Annotated in this window: 25 protein-coding genes; 19 read left to right on the forward strand and 6 right to left on the reverse strand. The window is 66.5% G+C overall.

Features of this window, described 5'->3' with window-relative positions:
* Positions 1–18: 18 nt before the first annotated feature.
* The 9 genes from hisD (at position 19) to ACLQI9_RS13885 (ending at position 7,001) form a co-directional block, all read left to right on the forward strand.
* A complete protein-coding gene (hisD, locus tag ACLQI9_RS13845; protein WP_442391783.1) occupies positions 19–1,347 on the forward strand; it encodes a histidinol dehydrogenase in 1,329 nt (442 codons plus the stop codon).
* Positions 1,344–2,468, forward strand: coding sequence for a histidinol-phosphate transaminase (locus ACLQI9_RS13850; RefSeq protein WP_442381748.1), 1,125 nt, complete (start codon positions 1,344–1,346; stop codon positions 2,466–2,468). Before hisD ends, ACLQI9_RS13850 begins: the two co-directional genes overlap by 4 nt.
* A complete protein-coding gene (hisB, locus tag ACLQI9_RS13855; protein ID WP_442381750.1) occupies positions 2,465–3,079 on the forward strand; it encodes an imidazoleglycerol-phosphate dehydratase HisB in 615 nt (204 codons plus the stop codon). The genes ACLQI9_RS13850 and hisB overlap by 4 nt, the downstream gene beginning before the upstream one ends.
* Positions 3,076–3,696, forward strand: a complete 621-nt coding sequence (gene hisH / locus ACLQI9_RS13860; protein WP_442381752.1) for an imidazole glycerol phosphate synthase subunit HisH — start codon at positions 3,076–3,078, stop codon at positions 3,694–3,696. Before hisB ends, hisH begins: the two co-directional genes overlap by 4 nt.
* A 2-nt stretch (positions 3,697–3,698) precedes the next feature.
* Positions 3,699–4,433 carry a bifunctional 1-(5-phosphoribosyl)-5-((5-phosphoribosylamino)methylideneamino)imidazole-4-carboxamide isomerase/phosphoribosylanthranilate isomerase PriA gene (gene priA / locus ACLQI9_RS13865; protein ID WP_442381754.1) on the forward strand — a complete coding sequence of 245 codons (735 nt, stop codon included), beginning with the start codon at positions 3,699–3,701 and terminating at the stop codon, positions 4,431–4,433.
* 7 nt (positions 4,434–4,440) lie between these two features.
* Positions 4,441–5,241 carry an inositol monophosphatase family protein gene (locus ACLQI9_RS13870; protein ID WP_442381756.1) on the forward strand — a complete coding sequence of 267 codons (801 nt, stop codon included), beginning with the start codon at positions 4,441–4,443 and terminating at the stop codon, positions 5,239–5,241.
* Positions 5,231–6,028, forward strand: coding sequence for an imidazole glycerol phosphate synthase subunit HisF (gene hisF / locus ACLQI9_RS13875; protein ID WP_442381758.1), 798 nt, complete (start codon positions 5,231–5,233; stop codon positions 6,026–6,028). The genes ACLQI9_RS13870 and hisF overlap by 11 nt, the downstream gene beginning before the upstream one ends.
* On the forward strand, positions 6,025–6,375 hold the full coding sequence (gene hisI, locus ACLQI9_RS13880) for a phosphoribosyl-AMP cyclohydrolase (RefSeq protein WP_442381760.1): 351 nt from the start codon (positions 6,025–6,027) through the stop codon (positions 6,373–6,375). The genes hisF and hisI overlap by 4 nt, the downstream gene beginning before the upstream one ends.
* A gap of 140 nt (positions 6,376–6,515) precedes the next feature.
* Positions 6,516–7,001 carry an RICIN domain-containing protein gene (locus tag ACLQI9_RS13885; protein ID WP_442381762.1) on the forward strand — a complete coding sequence of 162 codons (486 nt, stop codon included), beginning with the start codon at positions 6,516–6,518 and terminating at the stop codon, positions 6,999–7,001.
* An 8-nt stretch (positions 7,002–7,009) separates the two neighbouring features.
* Here the strand turns inward: ACLQI9_RS13885 and ACLQI9_RS13890 are convergent, their stop codons facing one another.
* Both ACLQI9_RS13890 and ACLQI9_RS13895 read right to left on the reverse strand, forming a co-directional pair.
* On the reverse strand, positions 7,010–8,539 hold the full coding sequence (locus tag ACLQI9_RS13890) for a serine/threonine-protein kinase (RefSeq protein WP_442381764.1): 1,530 nt from the start codon (positions 8,537–8,539) through the stop codon (positions 7,010–7,012).
* A 24-nt stretch (positions 8,540–8,563) separates the two neighbouring features.
* Complete coding sequence (locus ACLQI9_RS13895) at positions 8,564–9,022, reverse strand: peroxiredoxin (protein ID WP_442391778.1); 459 nt, start codon at positions 9,020–9,022, stop codon at positions 8,564–8,566.
* A 62-nt stretch (positions 9,023–9,084) separates the two neighbouring features.
* Here ACLQI9_RS13895 and ACLQI9_RS13900 point away from each other — a divergent pair, with 62 nt between their 5' ends.
* The 10 genes from ACLQI9_RS13900 (at position 9,085) to ACLQI9_RS13945 (ending at position 20,395) form a co-directional block, all read left to right on the forward strand.
* Positions 9,085–10,701: an anthranilate synthase component I gene (locus tag ACLQI9_RS13900; RefSeq protein ID WP_442391779.1), complete on the forward strand. Its 1,617-nt coding sequence runs from the start codon at positions 9,085–9,087 to the stop codon at positions 10,699–10,701.
* A gap of 5 nt (positions 10,702–10,706) precedes the next feature.
* On the forward strand, positions 10,707–11,393 hold the full coding sequence (locus ACLQI9_RS13905) for a TIGR02234 family membrane protein (RefSeq protein WP_442376114.1): 687 nt from the start codon (positions 10,707–10,709) through the stop codon (positions 11,391–11,393).
* Between the two features lie 79 nt (positions 11,394–11,472).
* The gene (gene trpC / locus ACLQI9_RS13910; RefSeq protein ID WP_442376115.1) at positions 11,473–12,291 is read left to right on the forward strand and encodes an indole-3-glycerol phosphate synthase TrpC; all 819 of its coding nucleotides are present in this window, start codon (positions 11,473–11,475) and stop codon (positions 12,289–12,291) included.
* 157 nt (positions 12,292–12,448) lie between these two features.
* Positions 12,449–13,729 (forward strand): tryptophan synthase subunit beta, encoded by a 1,281-nt coding sequence (trpB, locus tag ACLQI9_RS13915; protein ID WP_442376116.1) that lies wholly within the window; start codon positions 12,449–12,451, stop codon positions 13,727–13,729.
* Complete coding sequence (gene trpA / locus ACLQI9_RS13920) at positions 13,723–14,538, forward strand: tryptophan synthase subunit alpha (RefSeq protein ID WP_442376123.1); 816 nt, start codon at positions 13,723–13,725, stop codon at positions 14,536–14,538. Before trpB ends, trpA begins: the two co-directional genes overlap by 7 nt.
* Entirely contained in the window at positions 14,535–16,007 is a 1,473-nt protein-coding gene (locus ACLQI9_RS13925) for a prolipoprotein diacylglyceryl transferase (protein WP_442376117.1), read from the forward strand. The genes trpA and ACLQI9_RS13925 overlap by 4 nt, the downstream gene beginning before the upstream one ends.
* A 79-nt stretch (positions 16,008–16,086) precedes the next feature.
* Positions 16,087–16,464 (forward strand): DUF2752 domain-containing protein, encoded by a 378-nt coding sequence (locus ACLQI9_RS13930; RefSeq protein ID WP_442376124.1) that lies wholly within the window; start codon positions 16,087–16,089, stop codon positions 16,462–16,464.
* Positions 16,465–16,525: 61 nt separating this feature from the next.
* The gene (pyk, locus tag ACLQI9_RS13935) at positions 16,526–17,944 is read left to right on the forward strand and encodes a pyruvate kinase (RefSeq protein WP_442376118.1); all 1,419 of its coding nucleotides are present in this window, start codon (positions 16,526–16,528) and stop codon (positions 17,942–17,944) included.
* 116 nt (positions 17,945–18,060) lie between these two features.
* Positions 18,061–18,903, forward strand: a complete 843-nt coding sequence (locus tag ACLQI9_RS13940) for an acyl-CoA thioesterase II (RefSeq protein WP_442376125.1) — start codon at positions 18,061–18,063, stop codon at positions 18,901–18,903.
* Between the two features lie 94 nt (positions 18,904–18,997).
* The gene (locus ACLQI9_RS13945; RefSeq protein ID WP_442391780.1) at positions 18,998–20,395 is read left to right on the forward strand and encodes a bifunctional lysylphosphatidylglycerol flippase/synthetase MprF; all 1,398 of its coding nucleotides are present in this window, start codon (positions 18,998–19,000) and stop codon (positions 20,393–20,395) included.
* 4 nt (positions 20,396–20,399) lie between these two features.
* Here ACLQI9_RS13945 and ACLQI9_RS13950 read toward each other — a convergent pair whose 3' ends face one another.
* The 4 genes from ACLQI9_RS13950 to ACLQI9_RS13965 all read right to left on the reverse strand — a co-directional run.
* Complete coding sequence (locus tag ACLQI9_RS13950) at positions 20,400–20,954, reverse strand: DUF4190 domain-containing protein (RefSeq protein ID WP_442376120.1); 555 nt, start codon at positions 20,952–20,954, stop codon at positions 20,400–20,402.
* 32 nt (positions 20,955–20,986) lie between these two features.
* Positions 20,987–22,672, reverse strand: a complete 1,686-nt coding sequence (gene cydC, locus ACLQI9_RS13955; protein ID WP_442391781.1) for a thiol reductant ABC exporter subunit CydC — start codon at positions 22,670–22,672, stop codon at positions 20,987–20,989.
* Positions 22,659–24,293, reverse strand: coding sequence for a thiol reductant ABC exporter subunit CydD (cydD, locus tag ACLQI9_RS13960; protein ID WP_442376126.1), 1,635 nt, complete (start codon positions 24,291–24,293; stop codon positions 22,659–22,661). The genes cydC and cydD overlap by 14 nt, the downstream gene beginning before the upstream one ends.
* 32 nt (positions 24,294–24,325) lie before the next feature.
* Positions 24,326–24,538, reverse strand: a 213-nt coding sequence (locus ACLQI9_RS13965; protein ID WP_442391782.1) for a cytochrome d ubiquinol oxidase subunit II, incomplete at its 5' end; no start/stop codon positions are given.

The raw sequence follows: 24,538 nt of genomic DNA on the forward strand, positions 1-24,538 counted from the left end.
ACAATGGTCCATGTGAACGTGATGGCGCGCATCGACCTGCGGGGCGAGGAGCTCTCGGCTGCCCGGCTGCGGGCGGCGATGCCGCGCGGCGGAGTGGACGTAGATGCCGCGCTGCCGTCGGTGCGCCCGATCGTGGAGGCGGTTGCTGCGCGGGGCGCGGAAGCCGCACTGGAGTTCGGCGAATCGTTTGACGGAGTGCGGCCGCCGACCGTCCGGGTGCCCGCCGCCGAGTTGGATGCCGCGCTGGCCGGCCTCGACCCCGACGTCCGGGTCGCACTGGAAGTCGCGATCGAACGCACCCGTGCCGTGCATGCCGACCAGCGCCGCGCCGACTCCACGACGACGCTGGGCCCGGGCGCCACCGTCACCGAGCGGTGGGTCCCCGTCGAGCGGGTCGGGCTGTATGTGCCGGGCGGCAACGCCGTCTACCCGTCCAGCTTGGTGATGAACGTGGTGCCGGCGCAGGCTGCTGGTGTCGGGTCGCTGGTGGTGGTCAGCCCGCCGCAGGCACAGTCGCAGGGCCGGTTTCAGGGCCTACCGCACCCGACGATCCTGGCCGCTGCCCGCATGCTCGGTGTCGACGAGGTGTGGGCGGTCGGCGGCGCGCAGGCAGTGGCGCTGCTGGCCTACGGCGGCGTCGACACCGACGGCGCCGAGCTCTCACCGGTCGACATGATCACCGGGCCCGGCAACATCTACGTCACCGCGGCCAAACGGCTTTGCCGCTCGCGAGTCGGTATCGACGCCGAAGCAGGCCCAACCGAGATTGCCATCCTGGCCGATGACACCGCAGACCCCGCGCTTGTGGTCGCCGATTTGATCAGCCAGGCCGAACACGACGAAATGGCCGCCAGCGTCCTGGTGACACCGAGCGCCGACCTCGCCGATGCCACCGACAAAGAGCTGGCCGCTCAGCTGGAGACCACCGTGCACCGTCAGCGGGTGACAACCGCACTTGCCGGGCGCCAGTCGGCGATCATCTTGGTCGACGACATCGACGCTGGAATCCGCACCGTCAACGCCTACGCCGCCGAACACCTGGAGATCCAGACCGTCGACGCGGATCGGGTTGCCGCGCAGATTCACTCGGCCGGCGCCATCTTCGTCGGCGCGTACTCGCCGGTCAGCCTCGGCGACTACTGCGCCGGCTCCAACCACGTGTTGCCCACGGCGGGCAGTGCTCGGCATTCCAGCGGCCTGTCGGTGCAGACCTTTCTGCGCGGTATCCATGTCGTCGACTACACCGAGGCGGCCTTGAAAGACGTTTCGGGGCATGTGGTTACGTTAGCCAAGGCCGAGGATCTGCCCGCGCACGGTGAGGCGGTACGGCGGAGGTTCGAGCGATGAGCAGACACCCGGCGCTCGACGCGTTGCCGCTGCGCGACGACTTGCGCGGCAAATCGCCCTACGGCGCGCCGCAGCTGGCGGTTCCGGTGCGGCTGAACACCAACGAGAACCCACACCCGCCCACCCAGGCATTGGTCGACGACGTCGTCGCATCCGTGCGCGAAGCGGCCGTCGACCTGCACCGCTACCCCGATCGCGACGCGGTGGCGCTGCGCCGTGACCTCGCCGCTTATCTCAGCACGCAGACCGGTATCCAGCTCGGGGTGGAAAACCTCTGGGCCGCAAACGGTTCCAATGAGATTCTGCAGCAGCTACTGCAGGCGTTCGGTGGACCAGGGCGGACGGCGATCGGATTCGTCCCCTCGTATTCGATGCACCCGATCATCTCCGACGGCACCCACACCGAATGGATCGAGACGTTGCGTGCCGCGGATTTCAGTCTTGACGTGGAGGCCGCCGTCGCGGCGACCGCCGACCGCCGCCCCGATGTGGTGTTCGTCGCCAGCCCCAATAACCCCTCGGGGCAGAGTGTTTCGCTGCCCGATCTGCGGCAATTGCTGGACGCGACGCCCGGGATCCTGATCGTCGACGAAGCCTACGGTGAATTCTCCTCTCAACCCAGTGCGGTGGCGCTGGTCGCTGAGTACCCGACGAAGCTCGTCGTGACCCGCACCATGAGCAAGGCGTTCGCCTTCGCCGGAGGCCGGCTGGGCTACTTGATCGCCACCCCGGCGGTGATCGACGCGATGCTGCTGGTGCGGCTGCCATATCACCTGTCCTCGGTTACCCAGGCCGCCGCCCGGGCCGCGCTGCGGCACGCCGATGACACCTTGGGCAGCGTCGCGACGCTGATCGCCGAACGCGAGCGGGTGAGCGCAGCGTTGAGCGGCATGGGATTTCGTGTCGTCCCCAGTGACGCCAACTTCGTGCTGTTCGGGCAGTTCGCCGACGCGCCGACGGCCTGGCAGCACTATCTGGATGCCGGCGTCCTGATTCGCGACGTCGGTATCACGGGATACTTGCGCGTCACCACCGGGCTAGCCGAAGAGAACGACGCCTTCCTGCAGACGAGCGCCCAGATCGGCGCCACCGAATTGGCCCAGCCGTTAGGAGCGTCATGAGCCTGCAGCGCCACGCCCGGGTTGAACGCACCACTAAGGAGTGCGACATCGTCGTCGAACTCAACCTGGACGGCACCGGGGAAGTCCACGTCGACACCGGAATCCCGTTCTACGACCACATGCTGACCGCACTGGGCAGTCACGCCAGCTTCGACTTGACGGTGCGTGCCAAGGGTGATGTCGATATCGAGGCGCACCACACCATCGAGGACACCGCGATTGTGCTGGGTCAGGCGCTGGCTCAGGCCCTGGGCGACAAAACGGGCATCCGCCGGTTCGGCGACGCCTTCATCCCAATGGACGAGGCGCTCGCTCACGCCATTGTCGACGTGTCCGGTCGGCCCTATTGCGTGCACACCGGCGAACCGGATCACCTGCGGCACTTCACCGTTGCAGGCAGCGGGGTGCCCTACCACACCGTCGTCAACCGGCACGTGTTCGAAACACTAGCGAACAATGCCCGCATAGCGCTGCATGTTCGCGTCCTCTACGGACGCGACCCGCACCACATCACCGAGGCGCAGTACAAGGCCGTCGCCCGCGCCTTGCGTCAGGCGGTCGAGACCGACCCGCGGGTATCGGGTGTGCCATCCACCAAAGGGACCCTGTGAAGCCCAAATCCGTTGTGGTTTTGGACTATGGCTCAGGCAATCTGCGTTCTGCGCAGCGTGCGCTGCAGCGCGTGGGCGCCTCAGTGGAGGTGACGGCCGACCTCGAGGCCGCCGCGGCCGCCGACGGACTGGTGGTGCCGGGCGTCGGCGCTTTCGAGGCGTGCATGACCGGGCTGCGCGGCATAGGCGGCGAGCGAGTCATCGCCGAGCGAGTGTCCGGCGGGCGACCGGTGCTGGGTGTGTGTGTCGGCATGCAGATTTTGTTCGCCCGCGGTGTTGAGTTCGGCGTGCAGACCAACGGCTGCGGGCAGTGGCCCGGCGTCGTGACTCGATTGGACGCACCGGTGATCCCGCACATGGGTTGGAACGTGGTGGCCGGGGCGCCGGGCACCGCGCTGTTCAAAGGCCTTGACGCCGATGCCCGTTTTTACTTCGTGCACTCCTATGCGGCTCAGCGGTGGGACGGCCAGCCCGAGGCGCTGCTGACCTGGGCCACCCACGGGGTGCCGTTCCTGGCAGCGGTCGAGGATGGCCCGCTGGCCGCCACTCAGTTCCATCCGGAGAAGAGCGGAGACGCCGGGGCGGCAATATTGAGCAATTGGGTTGAGGGGTTATAGACGTGCCGTTGATTTTGTTACCCGCGGTCGACGTGGTCGAGGGTCAGGCGGTGCGCCTGGTACAGGGCCGGGCCGGCAGCGAAACTGAGTACGGCTCAGCGTTGGACGCCGCGCTGGGCTGGCAACGCGACGGCGCCGAATGGGTTCACCTGGTCGACTTGGACGCGGCGTTCGGCCGCGGCTCCAATCGTGAACTGCTGGCCGAGGTGGTGGGCAAGCTCGACGTGCAGGTCGAACTGTCCGGTGGTATCCGTGACGACCAGTCGCTGACGGCCGCGCTGGCGACCGGATGCGCTCGGGTGAACCTGGGCACCGCTGCGTTGGAGAACCCGCGGTGGTGCGCCCAGGTGATCGCCGAGCACGGCGACAAGGTGGCGGTTGGTCTGGACGTGCAAATCGTCGACGGCAATCATCGGCTACGCGGCCGCGGCTGGGAGACCGATGGCGGCGATCTCTGGGACGTGCTGGAACGCCTTGACAGCGAAGGCTGTTCGCGGTTCGTCGTCACGGATGTCACCAAGGACGGCACGTTGACCGGGCCCAACCTCGATCTGCTTCGCGAGGTCGCCGAGTGCACCGACGCTCCGGTGATCGCCTCGGGCGGCGTGTCCAGCCTCGATGATTTGCGCGCCATCGCCACGCTGACGGGCAGCGGGGTGGAGGGCGCGATTGTGGGCAAGGCGCTCTACGCCGGACGATTCACTCTGCCGCAGGCGCTGGCAGCGGTGGCAAGGTAGCGGCGCAATGGATCTCGACGCGCTGGTTGCCGAGGCGTCGGCGATCCTGGACCTCGCCGTGGAGCCGTTCATAGCCGGTCACCGCGCGGATTCCGCGGTCAGCAAGCGCGGTGACGATTTCGCGACCAAGGTCGATCTGGAGATTGAACGCCAGGTCGTCGACGCGCTGGTGAAGACCACCGGAATCGACGTGCACGGCGAGGAGTTCGGCGGAGCCGAGATCGACTCGCCGTGGGTGTGGATTCTCGACCCGATTGACGGAACGTTCAACTACGCCGCCGGGTCGCCGATGGCCGCGATTCTGCTGGGTCTGCTGCACGACGGAGATCCGGTCGCCGGCCTGACGTGGTTGCCGTTCACCGGCGAGCGCTACGTCGCGATCGCGGGCGGTCCGCTGATGAAAAACGGTGTGCCGCAAGACCCGTTGGCCAAGGTCGAGCTGACGGATTCGGTCATCGGCGTCGGAACCTTCAATGCCGATTCACGTGGCCGGTTCCCGGGCCGCTACCGGCTGGCGGTGCTCGAAAAGCTCAGCCGGGTGTCGTCGCGGCTGCGCATGCATGGCGCCACCGGCATCGACCTCGCTTATGTCGCCGACGGGATTCTGGGCGGTGCAATCAGTTTCGGCCACCACGTGTGGGATCACGCCGCGGGCGTGGCGCTGGTACGGGCCGCCGGTGGCGTCGTCACGAACCTGGCCGGCGACGAGTGGACCCCCGATTCACGGTCCGCGTTGGCCGCCGCCCCCGGTGCGCACGCCCAGATACTCGAGATTCTGCGCAAGATCGGACGACCGGATGAGTACTGAAGCGTATTGCGGCAGCAGCCTGGCGGTGCGGGTGATTCCCTGCCTGGATGTCGACGACGGTCGGGTGGTCAAAGGCGTCAACTTCGAGAACCTGCGCGACGCAGGTGATCCCGTGGAACTCGCCGCGGCCTACGACGCCGAGGGCGCCGACGAGCTGACCTTCCTCGACGTGACCGCGTCGTCGTCGGGACGGGCCACCATGCTCGAGGTGGTGCGCCGCACCGCCGAGCAGGTGTTCATCCCGCTCACCGTGGGTGGCGGGGTGCGTACGGTCGCCGACGTCGACGTGCTGCTGCGGGCGGGAGCGGACAAGGTTTCGATCAACACCGCTGCCATCGCACGGCCCGAGCTCCTGGCCGAGATGGCGAATCAGTTCGGCTCGCAGTGCATCGTGTTGTCGGTCGACGCCCGTACCGTGCCTAACGGCTCGGCCCCGACACCATCGGGTTGGGAGGTCACCACCCACGGTGGGCGCCGCGGCACCGGGATCGACGCCGTCGAATGGGCGGCCCGGGGTGCTCAGCTCGGGGTGGGGGAGATCCTGCTCAATTCGATGGATGCCGATGGCACCCAGGCCGGCTTCGACTTGGCGATGCTGCGGGCGGTTCGGGCGGCGGTGACGGTGCCGGTGATCGCCAGCGGAGGCGCGGGTGCAGCCGAGCATTTCGCCCCGGCCGTCGCCGCGGGTGCTGATGCGGTGTTGGCCGCCAGTGTCTTTCACTTCCGGCAGTTGACGATCGGACAGGTGAAGGCGGCCATGGCCGCAGAAGGGATCACCGTGCGATGACGCTCGACCCCGCTATCGCCGCGCGTCTCAAGCGCAACGCCGACGGACTGTTCACCGCCGTCGTCCAGGAGCGCAGCAGCGGCGACGTGTTGATGGTCGCCTGGATGGACGACGAGGCGCTGGCCCGGACGCTGGAAACCCGCAAAGGGACGTACTTTTCGCGGTCCCGCGGCGCGCAGTGGGTCAAAGGAGCGACCTCCGGCCACACCCAGCACGTGCACTCGGTGCAGCTGGATTGTGATGGCGACGCGGTGCTACTGGTGGTCGACCAGGTGGGCGGCGCCTGCCACACCGGCGATCACAGCTGCTTCGACGCCGACGTGCTGCTGGAGTCGGACAAGGCCTGACGGGGTAGTTGCTACGCGAATGCGACTACTAGCTGCTGTGCGGCCGCCCTGTATTGACGGCAACGTCAGCGGCCCAGCGAGGGCTAGCCTTCGCCGTTTTGGGGCGTGACGATGGACCAAGGCGAGTGGATGGAGCGGAGATGCGTGAATCGCGGTTGATGGGCGGTGTGCACAGGGCCCTTGTCGTGGGCGGCGCAGTGTTCGGTATCGCCCTGTTGAGCGCTGGTGTGGCGGGTGCCGCCGACCCGGTCCAGTTGAAGAGCCGATTGGGCAATTGGTGTTTAGACGCCCCGAGTGGGAACAACACTGCGACGATGGTCAATCCATGCGATGGGTCGAAATCCCAGCTCTGGAACTTCAACTCTGCCGGTCAGATCGAGAGCGTTGCCTTCCCCGGGGCTTGCCTGAGTATCAGTAACGCGGCAGATACCACCCCGGTAATCCTCTCGACCTGTCAGACCAATTCGAACAACCAGCTTTGGAACATCCAACCCAACGCCCAGGTCACGAGTGCGCTCGGTCCCTGCCTCAACATCAACGGCGGCGTCGCGAACCCGGGAACTGCGGTGATCGCCTACCACTGCATCCCCGATGTGACAGACGAGGAGTGGGATAGCGTGCCGTGAGCGCGCTGCTAGCCGGCGGTCTCCAGTCCGTTGGCAGCCCCTACCGCCGCGCGGGCCCATTCGTCGCTTCGCACAGCGGGCGCGATCCGATCCTTCCGAATGAGCTCAGCGTTGACGCGAGTTCCGTTGGTCCCGTTGGTCATAGCGACCGGCGGTCGAAACGCGAAGGTTCGGTTGGCGGTGGCGATGGCCAGAAGACCGTCCGTATCACTGAATCCGTTGGCGCGCATGGTGTCCTCAGCCCATCTGAACGGGGTGAGCCCGGAGAAATCGTTGACATACGCCACCCAAAGGTGAACGTTGCGCTCGGTGAAGAGCTTCGAGATGGCGCCCTCCACCGCGGTGCGGCCGGCGGGGGTCAACACGCCTGACGGATCGGTGATGTACCTCGTGAGTTGGATCGACGATGGCGCCGCGGGGGCCCCGTTGCTTGGCTGGCTCGGGCCGGGGTTGGCGCCGTTGCCCGACTGGCTTGTGCCGATGGTGGCGCCGCTGCCCGGCTCGTTCGCGCGGTGGCGCAGCAGTTCTACCCCCACAACCCCCGCCACCACGAGCAGCAAGAGCGTGGCGATAGCGGACATCACTACCGCCGACCGCAATCCGCGGCGCCGCGCTTTCGGCGGTGCGGACTCCTGCGGCGCGGTAACGCGCGTCGTGGGGGCGGCGGCTGCGCGGCCGGCAATCGTCTGTGCTGCGCCGACGCCCGGTTGGCCGGTGAGTGCTGTCGCGAAATCGGAACAGCTGGGGTAGCGATCACCGGGCGCCTTTGCCAGCACTGTGGTAATCACGTCGTTGAGTCCCGCTAGGTCCGGCCGTCGTTCGCCGATCTGCGGGGGCGGCGCGGACAAGTGTTGGCTGATGACCACCGCCGCATTGGAGTTCTGGTACGGCCCTGCCCCGGTCAGCAGCTGAAAAGCAGTGCAACCAAGCGCGTATTGGTCGGCCCGCCCGTCGATGTCTGAACCCATGAGTTGTTCGGGCGCCGAGTAGCCGGTAGTCCCGACCACCATGTTGGTGGCGGTGAGACCGCTGATATCACCGATCTCTCGGGCGATTCCGAAGTCGGCCAACAGGATCCGTCGCGCCCGAGCATCGGCATCAGTCAGCAAGATATTGGCGGGCTTGACGTCCCGGTGCAGCAATCCTCGTAGATGGGCGTAATCGAGCGCGTCAGCGACTGCGGTGACGATCTCGAATACCTCGGTTTTCGGCATCCCGGATGGGTACCGGCTGCGCAGCAACTCGGCGGTGTCGGTTCCCTCGACATAGTCCATCGACAGCCACAGCTGTCCCTCGAACTCGCCGCGGTCGTGGATGCCGACAATGTGGGGATGCCACAACTCCGCGGCGAGGTCCGCTTCGCGGCTGAATCGCTGCCGGTACTCGTGGTCCGCGGTCAGGGCGGCGGGGAGGACCTTGAGGGCGTCCCGGCGGGGCAGCCGCGGATGTTGGGCCAGATATACCTCGCCCATCCCGCCGGATCCCAGCCGCCGCACGATCGTGTACCCGGCGAACACATCTCCCTGGTTCAGCGGCATGCCAGCATGCTACAAAGGCGCCGGTTAGCCGCGTGCCCGTAACGTCTGCAACGCCTTGTTGGCGTGGGTGTCCATGCTCAATTCGCTGGAGATCACGTCGAGCACCTTGCGATCGGTGTCGATGACGAAGGTGGTGCGTTTGACCGGAAGCAACTTGCCCAACAGTCCTCGCTTGACGCCGAACTGGGCAGCGACCGCTCCGTCGGTATCGGACAGCAACGGGTAGTCGAAACCCTGCGTGTCGGCGAACTTGGCTTGTTTTGCAACGGGATCAACGCTGATGCCGACCCGGTTGGCCCCGACGGCAGCGAATTCTCCGGCCAAGTCGCGGAAGTGGCAGGCCTCCTTGGTGCAGCCGGGTGTCATCGCGGCCGGGTAGAAGAACAGCACCACTGGCCCGTCGGACAGCAGGCCGCTGAGCTTGCGCGGGTTGCCAGTCTGGTCGGGAAGCTCGAAGTCGGCCACGGTGTCACCGGTTTTCATGGCCGTTAGGTTACGCCGGGGGTCGCTGCGGCATCCGGGGAGGCCACTTGGAAGATAGAAGGGTGCACGCCAACCCCGCCGTCGCCACCACCTCGCGGGACGATTTCCGCGCGCTGGCGGCCGAGCATCGTGTGGTGCCGGTGACCCGCAAGGTCCTGGCCGATGCCGAGACGCCGCTGTCCGCGTACCGCAAGCTGGCCGCCAACCGGCCGGGCACCTTCCTGCTGGAGTCAGCCGAGACTGGCCGGTCATGGTCGCGGTGGTCATTCATCGGGGCGGGTGCGCCGTCGGCGTTGACGGTGCGTGACGGCGAGGCGGTGTGGCTCGGCGCGGTGCCCCGGGATGCCCCCACCGGCGGAGACCCGCTGCAAGCCCTGCACGCCACGCTGGAGTTGCTGGCCACCGCTGCGCTGCCGGGGCTGCCGCCGTTGTCCGGCGGGATGGTGGGCTTCTTCGCCTACGACCTGGTGCGACGGCTGGAACGATTGCCCGAGTTGGCCGTCGATGACCTCAACTTGCCGGACATGCTGCTGTTGCTGGCCACCGACGTGGCAGCCGTTGATCACCACGAGGGCACCATCACGTTGATCGCCAATGCGGTGAACTGGAACGGCACCGACGAGCGGGTTGACGAGGCCTACGACGACGCGATCGCCCGACTCGACGTGATGACCGCCGCGCTGGGTCAGCCGCTACCCTCGACCGTAGCCACGTTCACCCGACCCGAGCCGCGGCACCGCGCGCAGCGCACTGTCGAGGAATACGGAGCGATCGTCGAGCATCTCGTCCATGAAATCGAATGCGGCGAGGCATTTCAGGTCGTGCCCTCGCAGCGTTTCGAGATGGACACCGATGTCGAGCCGATCGACGTGTACCGGATGCTGCGGGTGTCGAATCCCAGCCCGTACATGTATCTCCTTCACGTACCGAATGATGCTGGCGGAACGGCGTTTTCGATCGCGGGGTCCAGTCCAGAAGCGCTGGTGACCGTGCAGGATCGGTGGGCGACGACGCATCCGATCGCCGGAACCCGGTGGCGGGGGCAGACCGAAGAAGAGGATCAGCTGCTCGGAAAGGAGCTGCTGGCCGACGAGAAGGAACGCGCCGAGCACCTGATGCTGGTCGATTTGGGCCGCAACGACCTGGGTCGAGTCTGCGTGCCGGGCACCGTTCGCGTCGAGGATTACAGCCACATCGAGCGTTACAGCCACGTCATGCACCTGGTGTCCACGGTGACCGGGATGCTTGCCGAGGGTCGCACCGCCCTGGACGCCGTGACGGCCTGCTTCCCGGCCGGAACGCTGTCCGGTGCCCCGAAGGTGCGCGCCATGGAATTGATCGAAGAGGTGGAAAAGACCCGTCGTGGCCTCTACGGTGGCGTGATCGGCTACCTCGATTTCGCCGGTAACGCCGACTTCGCGATCGCGATCCGCACGGCTCTGATGCGTGACGGCACCGCCTACGTTCAGGCCGGCGGCGGAGTCGTGGCGGACTCCAACGGGCCCTACGAGCACACCGAGGCGACGAACAAGGCGCGGGCGGTGCTGAAGGCGATCGCGGCGGCTGAGACTTTGACCGCCCCGGATGCGCCCGTCGACGATGGGGGCCGTGGAACGCCCGGGGTGGGGGTACCTCCCAGCCGCGGAGCGGCGAGGGGGCGAGACGGGCAATTAACGTAGCCAGGATGGCTGATGCCCAGCCCGACCGCCCGGGCCGGCGGACCATCCGGATAGCGCAGGCCCTGCTGGTGGCCGCCGCCGCCGGATTGTGGGCGGCATCGCGGCTGACCTGGGTCGACCTGCGGACATTCGACGGGCTGGGCCCGCCGAAGCTCATCGCGCTGTCCGGCGCAGCATGGTCGTCGGCGCTGGTCCCGTTGGCGCTGGTGCTGCTGGTTACCGCCGTCGCCGCGTTGGCCGTGCGTGGCTGGCCGCTGCGGATACTTGGGATGCTGGTGGCCATCGCGAGCTTGGCGACTGGATATCTGGCGATCAGCCTGTTGGTGATTCCCGACGTGGCCGTGCGCGCAGCCGACCTCGCACACATCCCGGTGCTGTGGTTGGTGGGCAGCCAGCGGCATTACCCGGGTCCGGCGATCACCCTCGCGACCGTGGTGTGCACGCTGGTCGGTGCCGTCCTGTTGATGCGAGCGGCGGCCTCGACTCGCGGCGCAGACACGAAATACGTGACGCCCGCTGCTCGCCGGTCGCTGGCGCAGCAGCGCGACGAGAAGACCATGTCGGAGCGAATGATCTGGGATGCGCTCGACGAAGGCGAGGACCCAACCCAGGACCCGGCCGATCAACCGCACGAGTCGGCGGCGCGGCCGGATCGCGAAGCGCGACACGAAGCTGACACCGAGGGTCGGTGACGGACCGCGCGCCGACGGTCGCTACCCTTCGAAGGACGCCATCGATCTGCTGGCAGCCGTGGGGAAGGAACCGACAAGCATGAGTTCGGCAAACGTGCTCGACTCCATCATTGAAGGAGTCCGCGCAGACGTCGCCGCTCGTGAGGCTGTCGTGAGCATGTCCGAGATCAAGGCGGCCGCCGAGGCCATGCCGTCGCCACTGGACGTCCTAGCCGCGTTGCGCGAGCCCGGTATCGGTGTCATCGCAGAAGTCAAGCGCGCCAGCCCGTCGGCGGGACAACTTGCGTCGATCTCCGATCCGGCCAAATTGGCGCGCGCGTACGAGGACGGCGGTGCGCGCATCATCAGCGTGCTGACCGAACAACGACGCTTCAACGGTTCGCTGGACGATCTCGACGCGGTGCGCGCGGCGGTGTCGGTGCCCGTGCTGCGCAAGGACTTTGTGGTGGGCCCTTACCAGATTCATGAGGCACGCGCGCACGGCGCCGACATGCTGCTGCTGATCGTCGCGGCGCTGAACCAGTCTGCGCTGGAGTCGATGTTGGAGCGCATCGAGTCGCTAGGCATGACCGCACTGGTCGAGGTGCACACCGAGGACGAAGCGGACCGGGCGCTGCAGGCCGGGGCGCGGGTGATCGGCGTCAACGCCCGAGACCTCAAGACGCTGAAAGTGGATCGAGACTCCTTCGCGCGCATCGCGCCCGGGCTGCCCACCGACGTGATCAGGGTCGCCGAATCCGGGGTGCGTGGCACCGCCGACCTGCTGGCCTACGCGGGCGCGGGCGCGGACGCTGTCCTGGTTGGCGAGGGCGTCGTCACCAGCGGCGATCCCCGTGCAGCCGTTGCCGACCTCGTCACCGCGGGAAGGCATCCGTCGTGTCCGAAGCCGGCCCGCTAGCCCGGCGACGATGCAGTGGGGGTACCCTCAGCTGCGCAGCAGCGAGGGGGACGCGTAGCGCAATGAGGAGGAGCCGGGCAATTAGGCTAGGCGTTCATGAGGCGCATGCACGGAAATGGTTGAACCCTATGAGCCGCTTGCGCGTTGAGCCTTCGTGATGGCAGACATTTTGCGCCCGGAACTTCCGCGTTCCAGCGCGGCGATCGCCGAGCCCACCCACCACGATCCCGACTCCCGGGGTCATTTCGGTGTGTACGGGGGCCGGTATGTCGCCGAGGCCCTGATGGCGGTGATCGAGGAGGTTACCGCCGCCTACGAGAAGGCACGCACCGACCAGGAATACCTGGACGCTCTCGATAAGTTGCAGGTGCACTACACCGGCAGGCCGTCACCGCTCTACGAGGCTGTTCGGCTCAGCGCGCACGCCGGCGGCGCACGGATATTTCTCAAACGAGAAGACTTGAACCACACCGGTTCTCACAAGATCAACAACGTACTGGGCCAGGCTCTGCTGGCCCGGCAGATGGGCAAGACGCGGGTGATCGCTGAGACCGGTGCGGGCCAGCACGGGGTGGCCACCGCCACCGCCTGCGCGCTGCTCGGCCTCGACTGCGTCATCTACATGGGCGCCGTCGACACCGCGCGGCAGGCACTCAATGTGGCACGGATGCGACTACTGGGCGCCGAGGTGGTTTCGGTCGAATCGGGCTCGCAGACACTCAAAGACGCGATCAATGAGGCGTTCCGCGACTGGGTCACCAACGCTGACAGCACCTACTACTGCTTCGGCACAGCCGCCGGACCGCATCCGTTCCCGACGATGGTCCGCGACTTCCAGCGGGTCATCGGGCTCGAGACGCGTGTGCAGATCCAGGATCAGGCCGGACGACTGCCCGACGCCGTCACCGCGTGCGTCGGTGGTGGATCCAACGCCATCGGGATCTTCCACGCCTTCCTCGACGACCCGGGCGTGCGGCTGGTCGGCTTCGAGGCTGCCGGCGACGGCGTTGAGACCGGCCGCCACGCGGCGACGTTCACCGGCGGGTCGCCCGGGGCGTTTCAGGGATCGTTCTCGTTTCTGCTGCAGGACGAGGACGGGCAGACCATCGAATCGCATTCGATTTCGGCCGGCCTGGATTATCCGGGTGTGGGCCCCGAACACGCGTGGCTGCGAGACAACGGGCGTGCCGAATACCGGCCAATCACCGACAGCGAGGCGATGGACGCGTTTCGGCTCCTCTGCCGGACGGAAGGCATCATCCCGGCGATCGAATCGGCGCACGCGGTGGCCGGGGCGGTCAAATTGGGCGTCGAGATGGGCAGCGGGGCAGTTATCGTCGTGAATTTGTCTGGCCGCGGCGACAAAGATGTCGAGACAGCCGCGAAGTGGTTCGGCCTGGTGGAGGACGGCGATGATGCGGGTGGCAGCCGATCATGATCGTCAAGCAGAGCGAAACAAGCAGTCTGACTGCGCTTTTCGGGGCGTGCCAGCGCGATAATCGAGCGGCGCTGATCGGCTACCTGCCGACCGGATACCCGGATGTGCGGACGTCGATCGATGCGATGACGGCGTTGATCGAATCCGGGTGCGACCTCATCGAGGTCGGCGTGCCCTATTCGGACCCGGGTATGGACGGCCCGACCATCGCGACGGCGTCAGAGGTTGCGTTGCGCGGAGGTGTACGAGTTCGCGACACGCTGACCGCCGTTGAGGCGATCAGTGCAGCCGGAGGTCGTGCCGTCGTGATGACGTACTGGAATCCGGTGTTGCGCTATGGGGTTGACGCATTCGCGCGCGACCTCGCCGCGGCCGGCGGGCATGGTTTGATTACGCCGGACCTGATTCCCGATGAGGCTGACGAGTGGTTGGCGGCGTCCGACCACCACCACCTGAATCGCATCTTTTTGGTCGCGCCGTCGTCGACGCCGCAGCGGTTGGCGGCGACGGTCGACGCATCGCGCGGATTCGTTTACGCGGCGTCGATCATGGGTGTGACCGGCGCCCGCGATGCGGTATCGCAGGCAGCACCTGAATTGGTAGGTCGAGTCAAGGCGGTCTCTGACATCCCTGTCGGCGTCGGCCTGGGCGTGCGGTCGCGGGAACAGGCGGCTCAAATCGCCGGCTATGCCGACGGTGTCATCGTGGGTTCGGCGCTTGTCTCTGCATTGACTAAGGGTTTGCCGACGTTACGGGCGCTGACGGAGGAGCTGGCGGTCGGTGTGCGCCAAAGGATTTCCGGGTTATGACCACGACCGTAATCGCGTATTTCCCGAGCCCGCCGCGCGGAGTCTGGCACATCTGGCTGGTGCCCATCCGCGCGTACGCATTGTTCATCATCATCGGCATCGTCGCCGCGCTGCTGATCGGTGATCGGCGATGGGAGGCCCGTGGCGGCGAGCGCGGTGTGATTTATGACATCGCACTATGGGCCGTACCTTTCGGACTCATCGGAGGCCGGCTGTACCACCTGGCCACTGATTGGCGGACGTATTTCGGTGAGGGTGGCGCGGGACTCGGTGCGGCGCTACGCATCTGGGACGGCGGTTTGGGAATCTGGGGTGCGGTCGCCCTGGGCGGTGTGGGCGCGTGGATCGCCTGCCGGCGTCGCGGCATTCCCCTTCCCGCCTTTGGCGACGCGATCGCTCCCGGTATCGTTCTCGCCCAGGCGATCGGCCGGCTGGGAAACTACTTCAACCAGGAGCTCTTCGGCCGCGAGACCACGATGCCGTGGGGTTTGGAGATTTTCTACCGGCGTGACCCGGCCGGATTCGTGGATGTGCATTCGCTTGATGGCGTGTCTACCGGACAGCTTGCGATGGTTGTGCAGCCCACGTTCCTCTACGAATTGCTCTGGAACCTGCTGGTGTTCGCCGTGCTGATTTACCTGGATCGGCGTTTCACGATTGGGCATGGTCGGCTGTTCGCGCTGTATGTCGCCGGGTATTGCATCGGACGCTTCTGCGTCGAGCTGTTGCGTGATGATGCGGCCACCCATATCGCCGGAATCCGGATCAACTCCTTCACAGCGACTTTTGTCTTCATCGGCGCGGTGGTGTATCTGATCCTGGCGCCCAAGGGCCGCGAGGACCCGGCGACGCTCAGTGGTTCAGCTGCTGATCGATTGGTACCGGACTCGGTTGAAGAGGCCGCCACGGTCTCTTCGGAGTCCGTCGGCCCCGTCGCCGCCCCGGCTGACGCGCCTGATGAGTCGACAGTGGCGACAGCACCCGTCGATGACGCGGCAGCGCATATGGAAAAGGCGGAGACGATCGCGGTCGACGAACCTGAAGCTGCAGCGATCGTGGAGGAGGCGGAGGCGGCAGAGCCCGACGCACCCGAGGTCCAGGTCACGGACGCCCGTGACCAGACGACACCTGGTGAGACGGCTGGCGATGTCGTGGACTCCGACGCGGAGAGCGCCGAGGGGGAGAAGGCCGAAGCGGCTGATGTATCCGACACCGACGAGACGGCTGGCGATGTCGTGGACTCCGACGCGGAGAGCGCCGAGGGCGAGAAAACCGAAACGGCCGACGTATCCGACACCGAAAGCCCCGCGCCGAAAGCCACCGAAGCGGTGGAACTCACAGAATCGGCCGGCGACGAGAGCACATCAGCGGAGGAGCCGGTGTCAAGTCTGAACCCGGAGCCGACCGATTCGACCGCGACGCGGTGGGGCTGGCGGCTACGACGGCTCAATCCCAGGTCGCGGCGATAGCGAACACGGCGCGGCGCCGGATGGCATGCTGACATGCGTGACCAATCCGGCTCGGCGCGGTAACCCGAGGGTTGGCCGGCTGTCGGTCGCGGTGGGTTCGGGTGCGGTACTGGCGGGCGCGCTCGGTTACATCGGCCTGGTAGACCCGCATAAGCCGGACTCCATCTTCCCCGTCTGCCCGTTTCGGCTGCTCACCGGGTGGAACTGCCCCGCCTGCGGAGGCCTACGGATGATGCACGACGTACTGCACGGCGACCTGGCCGCTGCGATCACCGACAACGTCTTCCTGCTCATCGGTATCCCGATGTTGGCCGGATGGGTTCTGCTGCGCCGCCGCTCTGGAAAACCCCTGTTACCGGTACCGGCCGTGGCGAGTGTCCTGGTTGCGATGGTGGCGTGGACAGTGCTGCGTAACCTGCCGGGTTTCCCATTGGTTCCGACGCTACTCACCAGTTAGCCCGCTGCCGGATCGATAACTGTCGGGAGATGATCAGCTAACGCGACTATGCTGTGTCGTCGTGGCGAGACGCGGCAAGATCGTCTGTACCCTCGGTCCGGCCACCAGTACTGACGAATCAGTCAGAGCGCTGGTTGAAGCCGGAATGGATGTCGCCAGAATGAACTTCAGCCACGGCGACTACAGTGATCACAAAGCTTCCTACGACCGGGTGCGCGCCGCCTCTGATGCCACTGGGCGCGCGGTCGGCGTGCTCGCCGACCTGCAAGGCCCGAAGATCAGGCTCGGCCGTTTCGCTGACGGACCGACGTACTGGGCCGACGGCGAAACCGTGCGGATCACTGTCGCCGACTGCCCGGGCAACCACGACCGGGTTTCGACCACGTACAAGCACTTGGCCCAAGACGCCCTGCCCGGTGACCGGGTTCTGGTCGATGACGGCAACGTCGGCTTGGTGGTCGACGACATCGACGGCGACGACGTCGTGTGCACGGTTACCGAAGGCGGCCCGGTCAGCAACAACAAGGGAATGTCGCTGCCCGGGATGAGCGTGTCGGCTCCCGCCCTGTCCGGGAAGGACGTCGACGATCTCGAGTTCGCACTGCTCTTGGGCGTCGACATGGTGGCGCTCTCGTTCGTGCGCTCGCCATCCGATGTCGAGCTGGTTCACGAGGTGATGGATCGGGTCGGCCGGCGGGTGCCCGTCATCGCCAAACTTGAGAAGCCCGAAGCTATCGACAACCTCGAAGCCGTTGTGTTGGCATTCGATGCCGTGATGGTCGCGCGCGGCGACCTTGGTGTTGAGCTGCCGCTCGAAGAGGTCCCGTTGGTCCAGAAGCGGGCCATCCAAATGGCCAGGGAGAACGCAAAACCCGTCATCGTGGCGACGCAGATGCTCGAGTCGATGATCGAAAACTCGCGGCCGACACGTGCCGAAGCCTCTGACGTCGCCAACGCCGTGCTCGACGGCGCAGACGCGCTGATGCTGTCCGGGGAAACCGCCGTCGGCAAGCATCCGCTGGCCGCGGTCCAGACGATGGCCCGCATCGTGTGCGCGGTGGAAGAGAATTCGACCGCCGCCCCGCCACTGACCCACGTGCCGCGCACCAAGCGCGGAGTGATCAGTTACGCTGCCCGTGATATCGGTGAGCGGCTCGACGCCAAGGCCCTGGTCGCGTTCACCCAGTCCGGAGACACCGTGCGGCGACTGGCGCGGCTGCATACGCCGCTGCCGCTGCTGGCGTTCACCCCGCTGCCTGAAGTGCGCAGCCAACTGGCCATGACGTGGGGCACCGAGACGTTCATCGTCCCCATCATCCAGACCACCGATGGCATGATCCGCCAAGTGGACAAGTCGCTGCTGGCGCTCGGCCGCTATAAACGCGGCGACCTGGTGGTGATTGTCGCGGGCGCGCCTCCGGGCACCGTGGGCTCAACCAACCTGATCCACGTGCACCGCATCGGCGAAGAAGACGTTTAGCCGGGAAATTAGGCGGAGCCGGGCAATTAGGCCGCGCGGTGACGATGCGTTCCGCGTAGCGGAGGGCTGAGGAGCAGGGCAATTAGGCTAAGCCGGTGTCTGACTTCGACGAACTGATGGCGGTACTCGACCTCCATCACATGGGCGACGACGTCTTCATCGGATCTCATCCCAGTAAGAACCCGCCTCGGACATTCGGCGGACTGATGATGGCGCAATCATTCGTCGCGGGCAGCCGCACGCTGACCCGCGACTTGCCGCCCAACGCGCTGTCCGTGCACTTCATCAATGGCGGGGACACCGCCAAGGACATCGAATTCCAGGTGGTGCGGTTGCGCGACGAGCGTCGCTTCGCGAACCGGCGCATCGAGGTCACTCAGGACGGCACCCTGCTGGCGACGGTGATGATCTCCTACCTGTCCGGCGGTCGCGGCCTCGAGCACAACGTCGAACCGCCCGAGGTCGCCGATCCCGAGACATTGCCTTCCATCAAGGAGCTGCTGAGCGGGTACGAGGACACCGTTCCGTTGTTCGTCAACGCATTGCAACCGATCGAATGGCGCTACACCAACGACCCATCCTGGGTGATGCGGGATAAAGGCGAGCGGCTCGACTACAACCGAGTCTGGGTCAAAGCCGACGGTGTGATGCCCGACGATCCCGCACTGCACACCGCCACGATGCTCTATTGCTCGGACACCACCGTGCTGGACTCGATCATCACCACCCACGGGCTCTCCTGGGGGTTCGACCGCATCTTCGCCGCGACCGTCAATCACTCGGTCTGGTTTCATCGCCAGGTCAGCTTCGACGACTGGGTGTTGTATTCCACCTCTTCGCCGGTGGCCACCGATTCACGCGGGCTTGGGACCGGCTATTTTTTCGACCGCTCCGGGCGGCCGGTCGCCACCGTGGTGCAGGAAGGCGTGGTGAAGTATTTCCCCGGTTCACGGGGATAGGCGCGGCGGCAACGATTCGATTGCGGCAGTCCCGCGCCACAGCGGCATAACCCGTTGAAAGCGTAACCTTTGGGGTAACAGCCGGAGGTGGGCTGTGGACGAATTGTCGATCCGCGTCGCGCCCGACGTCCGCGCGCGCGAACGGGTTGTCGTTGACGTCAACTCGCCGGCGGCCCGTTGGGTCGGCGCCTTAGCTCTGCTCAGCGCCGCGTGTTGGTTAATGGCGGTGATCGCCCGCAGCCACGACCACGCGGGCTGGCATGCGACTGGCCGGCTGGAATGGTCGTTGACGGTAGTGGCCGCAGTGACGCTGATCGCGCGGGGCATTTTCCTGGGTCGCCCGGTCACGGCGCGGCACGCAACAGTTGCTGCTCTGGTCCTGTTCGCCGGGATTGGCGCGCACGTGCTGTCTTTCGATCTCTTCGGTGACGTGCTGATCGCCGGGTCCGGCCTCGCGCTGATGTGGCCCACGTCAGCGCGTCGGCATCCCGGCGACCTGTCTCGAGTGTGGGCCCTGATCAAAGCCACCAGCGGCGATCCGCTGGCGCCGTTCGCAATGCAGGCGGGCAAGTGCTACCTGTTCAGCGCGGACGGCAGCGCGGCGCTCGCTTACCGGACACGACTCGGCTACGCGGTGGTCAGCGGGGATCCGGTCGGTGACGGGGCGCAGTTCCCTCAACTGGTCGCCGACTTCGCCAACATGTGCCACACCCACGGCTGGCGGATCGTCGTGCTCGCTTGTAGTGAGCGACGGCTTCACCTCTGGAACGACCCGAAGGTGCTCGGCCAATCGTTGCGAGCGATACCGATCGGTCGGGATGTCGTGATCGACGTGTCCAGCTTTGAGATGGTCGGGCGCACGTTCCGCAACGTGCGTCAGGCAGTCAAACGCACGCACAACTGCGGCATCACCACCGAGATCGTCGCCGAGCAGAAACTCGACAGCCGGCTGCGCGCTGAGCTCACCGAGGTGCTGCGGGTATCAGACAGCGGGGCGCACACCGATCGCGGATTCTGCATGAATCTGGACGGCGTGCTGGAGGGCCGGTACCCGGGCGTACAGCTGATCATCGCCAGGGACAGATCCGGGCGGGCGCAGGGCTTCCACCGCTACGCCACCGCCGGTGGCGGTAGCGATATCAGCCTTGACGTGCCGTGGCGTCGCCGTGGTGCGCCCAACGGGATCGATGAACGCCTTAGCGTCGACATGATCAGTGCGGCCAAAGATGCTGGCGCGCAACGGGTCTCCTTGGCATTCGCGGCCTTCCCGGAGATCTTCGACGAGAAGCAGCGTGGACGGGTGCAGAGCGTGTTCTATTGGCTGATCCATCTGCTGGATCCGTTGATCGCGCTTGAGTCGCTATATCGATACCTGCGCAAATTCCGCTCGCCGGACCAGCGGCGGTATGCGCTGGTATCGCTGACTCAGCTGCTGCCGTTGATCTACGTGTTGCTGTCGCTCGAGTTCATGCCGCGTCGACGCGGCCTTTAACGGTCTACGGCACCGGTGTCGGCGTCAGCGTGACGCTCAGCCGGTCTTGGACGTTTTGCCGAAACTGATCTGCGCAGCGTTGCTGCTGGATGCGGTCTGGGCCGGCATTCTGCATGCAGTCGATGTAGTCGCCGCCACCGACGTCCTTCCAGACCGCCGTCCAGATAGCAATGAACGCCAAGCCGACGACGATCGCGAGCGCACCCAGCACAATGCCGGCGATCGCGACACCGCCATTGTTGGCGGTACCACGCTTGACACGTCCGCGCCCGAAGAACCCGACCACCACCGCGACGAGTCCCAGGACGACGGCGACGAAGACCGACCAGACACACAGCAGCGCGATAATCGCCAGCACCAGCGAGGCGATACCCAGTCCGTTTTTGGGCCCCACCGGCGGTGGCGGGTAACCGTAGTAGGGCGCTGGCGGGAGATAGCCGCCGGGGTATGGGCCGTGCTGGTTCTGATATGGGTACTGATATGGATATGGCGGCGCCGTTTGCGGTGTTCCCTGGGGGTTTTCGCGTCTGTCTGTCGGCCTGTCCGGAGGTTCGGTCATGGCTCGCTTTCTAGATCGGGCGTCCTCGGCGACTATTCGCCAGAGTACCCGTCGGCGCCGATGCGTAGTTCGGGACAGCAAATGTCATTGGGCAGGTGATGAGTAGCCACCACCACCGTCCGCTCTGCGGCCACCAGGCCACCGTCGGCATCCAGGAGGCTGCGCAGAATGGTTTCGGCGTCAGCGGCATCCAGGTGCTCGGTCGGTTCGTCGAGCAGCACGATCCGTGCAGGTGAGATGATCGCTCGGGCGAGCAGCAGTCTCCGGCGTTGGCCCGCCGACAATGCCTGAGCGCCGCCGGACAGCACCGTGTCCAAGCCATTCGGCAGACCGCCCAGCCAGGCGTCCAGGCCGACCCGGTGCAGCGCGACGCCCAGCTCATGATCCGGGCAATCGCCCCGCGCCACCAGCAGGTTGTCCCGAACCGTCGTCGCAAAAATATGCGCGTCTTCGGCGAAAAAGCCTATAGCGCGGCGTATTTCGTCTTCGCTAAATAGGCGCAGCGGTGATCCGTCAACGGTGACGTCGCCGCGCAACGGCGCCAGCAGACCTGCGAGGGTCATCAGCAGCGTCGTCTTACCCGAGCCGCTGGCGCCGGTAACGGCCAGTCGGGCGCCCGGCGGCAGGTCGACCGTCACCGCGGCCGGCGCCCTAGAACCCGGGTGTGCGGCAACCACGTCCTCGCTGCGCAGCCGCCCGGCTGGCAACGGATGGGATGGCGGGGACGCGGAAATGGGTCTGGGATGCGCGGCCGGCACGGCTGGGTCAGCCGGGGTCAGGTCGAGCAGGCGCCGTGCCGCCAACCGTGAGCGTGTCAACTGAATGGCAGCGGCGGACAACGGAGTCGTCGCCTCGAATGCTGACAGCGGCAACAGCATCAGGACGGCCAGCGTGGTGGGTGCAACCGAGCCCGCCATCCCGATGGCCGCCACCACGGCCCCCAGCACGCTGACGCCGATCGCCGCCGTGGGAATGGCCTCCGCAAACGCGGCCGGTCGGGCCGCGGCGTCAATGGCCTCGCCCCAATCGCGTTGCCGGCGCTGCGACTCGGTGACGACATCGCGCAACCTACCACCAACTCGCAGCTCGGGCGCATGCTCCAGGGCCAGCATCGCCGACACGTCACGATCGGAATGATGTTGGCGTGCAACAACTTCCTGGGCAGTGGCAGCCCTCGACGCCTGCCATGGCGCAACAATGCCTGCGACCAGGAGGCAGATCGCCAAGATCGCCGCAGCCGACGGCGAGATAATCCCGACGACCACCACCGCCGTCACCGCAAGCACGGCCGCGACGCTGAATGGGAGCAGGGAGCGCACCAGTACGTCGGCCAGCTGATCGACATCAGCGCCGACTCGTGAGACCAGTTCGCCGCTGTGCAATCGAGTGGCGATGTCGGCAGGACCGTGCGCCAGGCGGTAATAGATCAGCGCGCGGGCAGTGCCAGCGGCCCGCAACGCGGTGTCGTGGCTGGCGAGCCGTTCGCAGTAATGCAGTACGCCACGGGAAATCGCGAAGGTGCGCACCGCCACCACCGCGATCGACAGATCCAACACCGGTGGCATTTGCCACGCGCGGGTGATCAACCAGGCCGACAGTCCGGCCAGCGCCAGAGCGCTGCCCAGCGATAACACCCCAAGCGCAACCGCCAGCAGCAAGCGCGGGATCCGCGGGCGCAGCAGCCGCACCGCGGCTGGCAGGGGATCAGACCCGAGCATGGTGGACGTTCCCCGCGCCGGCCATCTCGATGACGTGATCACCGATTCCGACGACCTGTTCGCGGTGGCCGACGACCACCACGGTGCCGCCGGCGCGGGCCCGGTCGACAATGGCCCGCAGCACTCGGGCCTCGGTTGCGGTGTCCAGGTGGGCGGTGGGCTCGTCGAGCAGCAACACCGGCGCCGGTGAGCCTAGCGCGCGGGCCAAGCCGAGGCGTTGACGCTGACCGAGCGACAGGCCCACTCCGCCACTTCCGATGATGGCGCTTATACCGTCCGGCAATTCTGCCAATACTTGATCGAATCCAGATGCCGCAGAGGCGCTTTCAAGATCGGCGAGGGCGCCGAACAGGGCCAGGTTGTCAGCGACGGTCCCGGGGACGAGCACCGGGCGCTGCGGCAGCCAGGACACCTGCCGCCACCACGCGGTCGGTTCGAGATCCACGATCTCGACTCCGGCGACGGCGACACCACCATCGGTGGCTGCGGTGATTCCGGCAATGACTTGCAGTGTGGTGCTTTTGCCCGAACCGTTCGCACCGGTGAGCACCGTTACCTGACCCGGCTGGATCACAGCGCTGAGGTCATGCGGGCAGAGCCCATCGCGACCTGCAACGCTGAGCCCGTCGAGAACGATCGTAGCCCCCCGCGCCGAGACCGTCCGAGAACCCGGCACCGGGCTTGCGGAGTTCTCGATCAGCGCAAACGCCTTGTCGGCGGCGGCCCGGCCATCCTGGGCGGCATGGAATTCCACGCCGATGCGACGCAGCGGCCAGTAAACGTCGGGCGCGAGCAACAGCACGGTCAAACCCGCGGTCAGGCTGATCTCGCCGAACACCAGACGCAGGCCAATGCTGACCGCGACCATGGCGACGCCGAGGGTGGCGAGAAGCTCCAGTACCAGCGCCGAAAGGAACGCGATCCGCAGTGTGGCCATGGCTGAGCGCCGGTGGGCGGCGGCCAGCTCGGAAATGCGGCGCTCGGGCCCGCTGGCACGGCCGAGCGCCCGCAGCGTGGGAATCCCGGCGATCAGGTCCAACAACCGAGCCTGCAGGGTGGCCATGGCAGCCAGCGTGGTCGCGGACCGGTCAGCGGTCGCCAGACCGATCAGCACCATGAAGATCGGGATCAACGGCAGCGTGATCACCACGATCACGGCCGATTTCAGGTCGTAGAGCCCAAGCACGGCCGCGCTCACCGGAGTCAGGATCGCAGCCAGTAGCAATGCTGGCAGGTACGCGGTGAAATACGGTCGCAACGCGTCGAGCCCGCGAGTCACCACCGCCGCCGCGGCATCACGCTCGACTGCCAGCTGCCTGGGTTGTCGAGCGGTGACGGCCGCGAGCACCTGACCGCTGAGATCGGCGATCACCGCGCTGGCCCCATGTTGGCCCAGCCGGGCTTGCAGCCCGCGCGCCACGGCGCGCACCGCCCACACCGCCAACAGGCTCGATAACGTCGGCACCCACTGGCCCAAATTGCGCGCAGCCGGGTCGGTGATGACCCGGGAAGCGATGTGCGCCAACAGGATCGCCGAGCCGATCGCGCAACCGGAGATCACCACACCGCAAACCGTCGTTGCGGCCAGGAAACGGCGGAGCCCCGCTGACGCCCGCCACAGTCGCGGATCCAGGGGCCCCCGGCTGCTCCTGCTCAGGACGCCCGCCTCGCCAGGCCGGTCGCCGGCGGTATGCAGTCAGCCGAAATCCGCTGCCGGAAAACCCAATACGTCCAGCCCTGGTATATCACCGTCAGCGGAGCCATCAGCGCCGTCACCCAGGTCATGATCTTGAGGGTGTACGGGGTCGACGAGGCGTTGTAGATCGTCACGTTCCACTGCTTGTTCAGCGTGGAAGGCACCAGGTT

Origin of the sequence: Mycobacterium sp. (assembly GCF_052143115.1) — a bacterium.
Taxonomy (GTDB): Bacteria; Actinomycetota; Actinomycetes; order Mycobacteriales; family Mycobacteriaceae; genus Mycobacterium.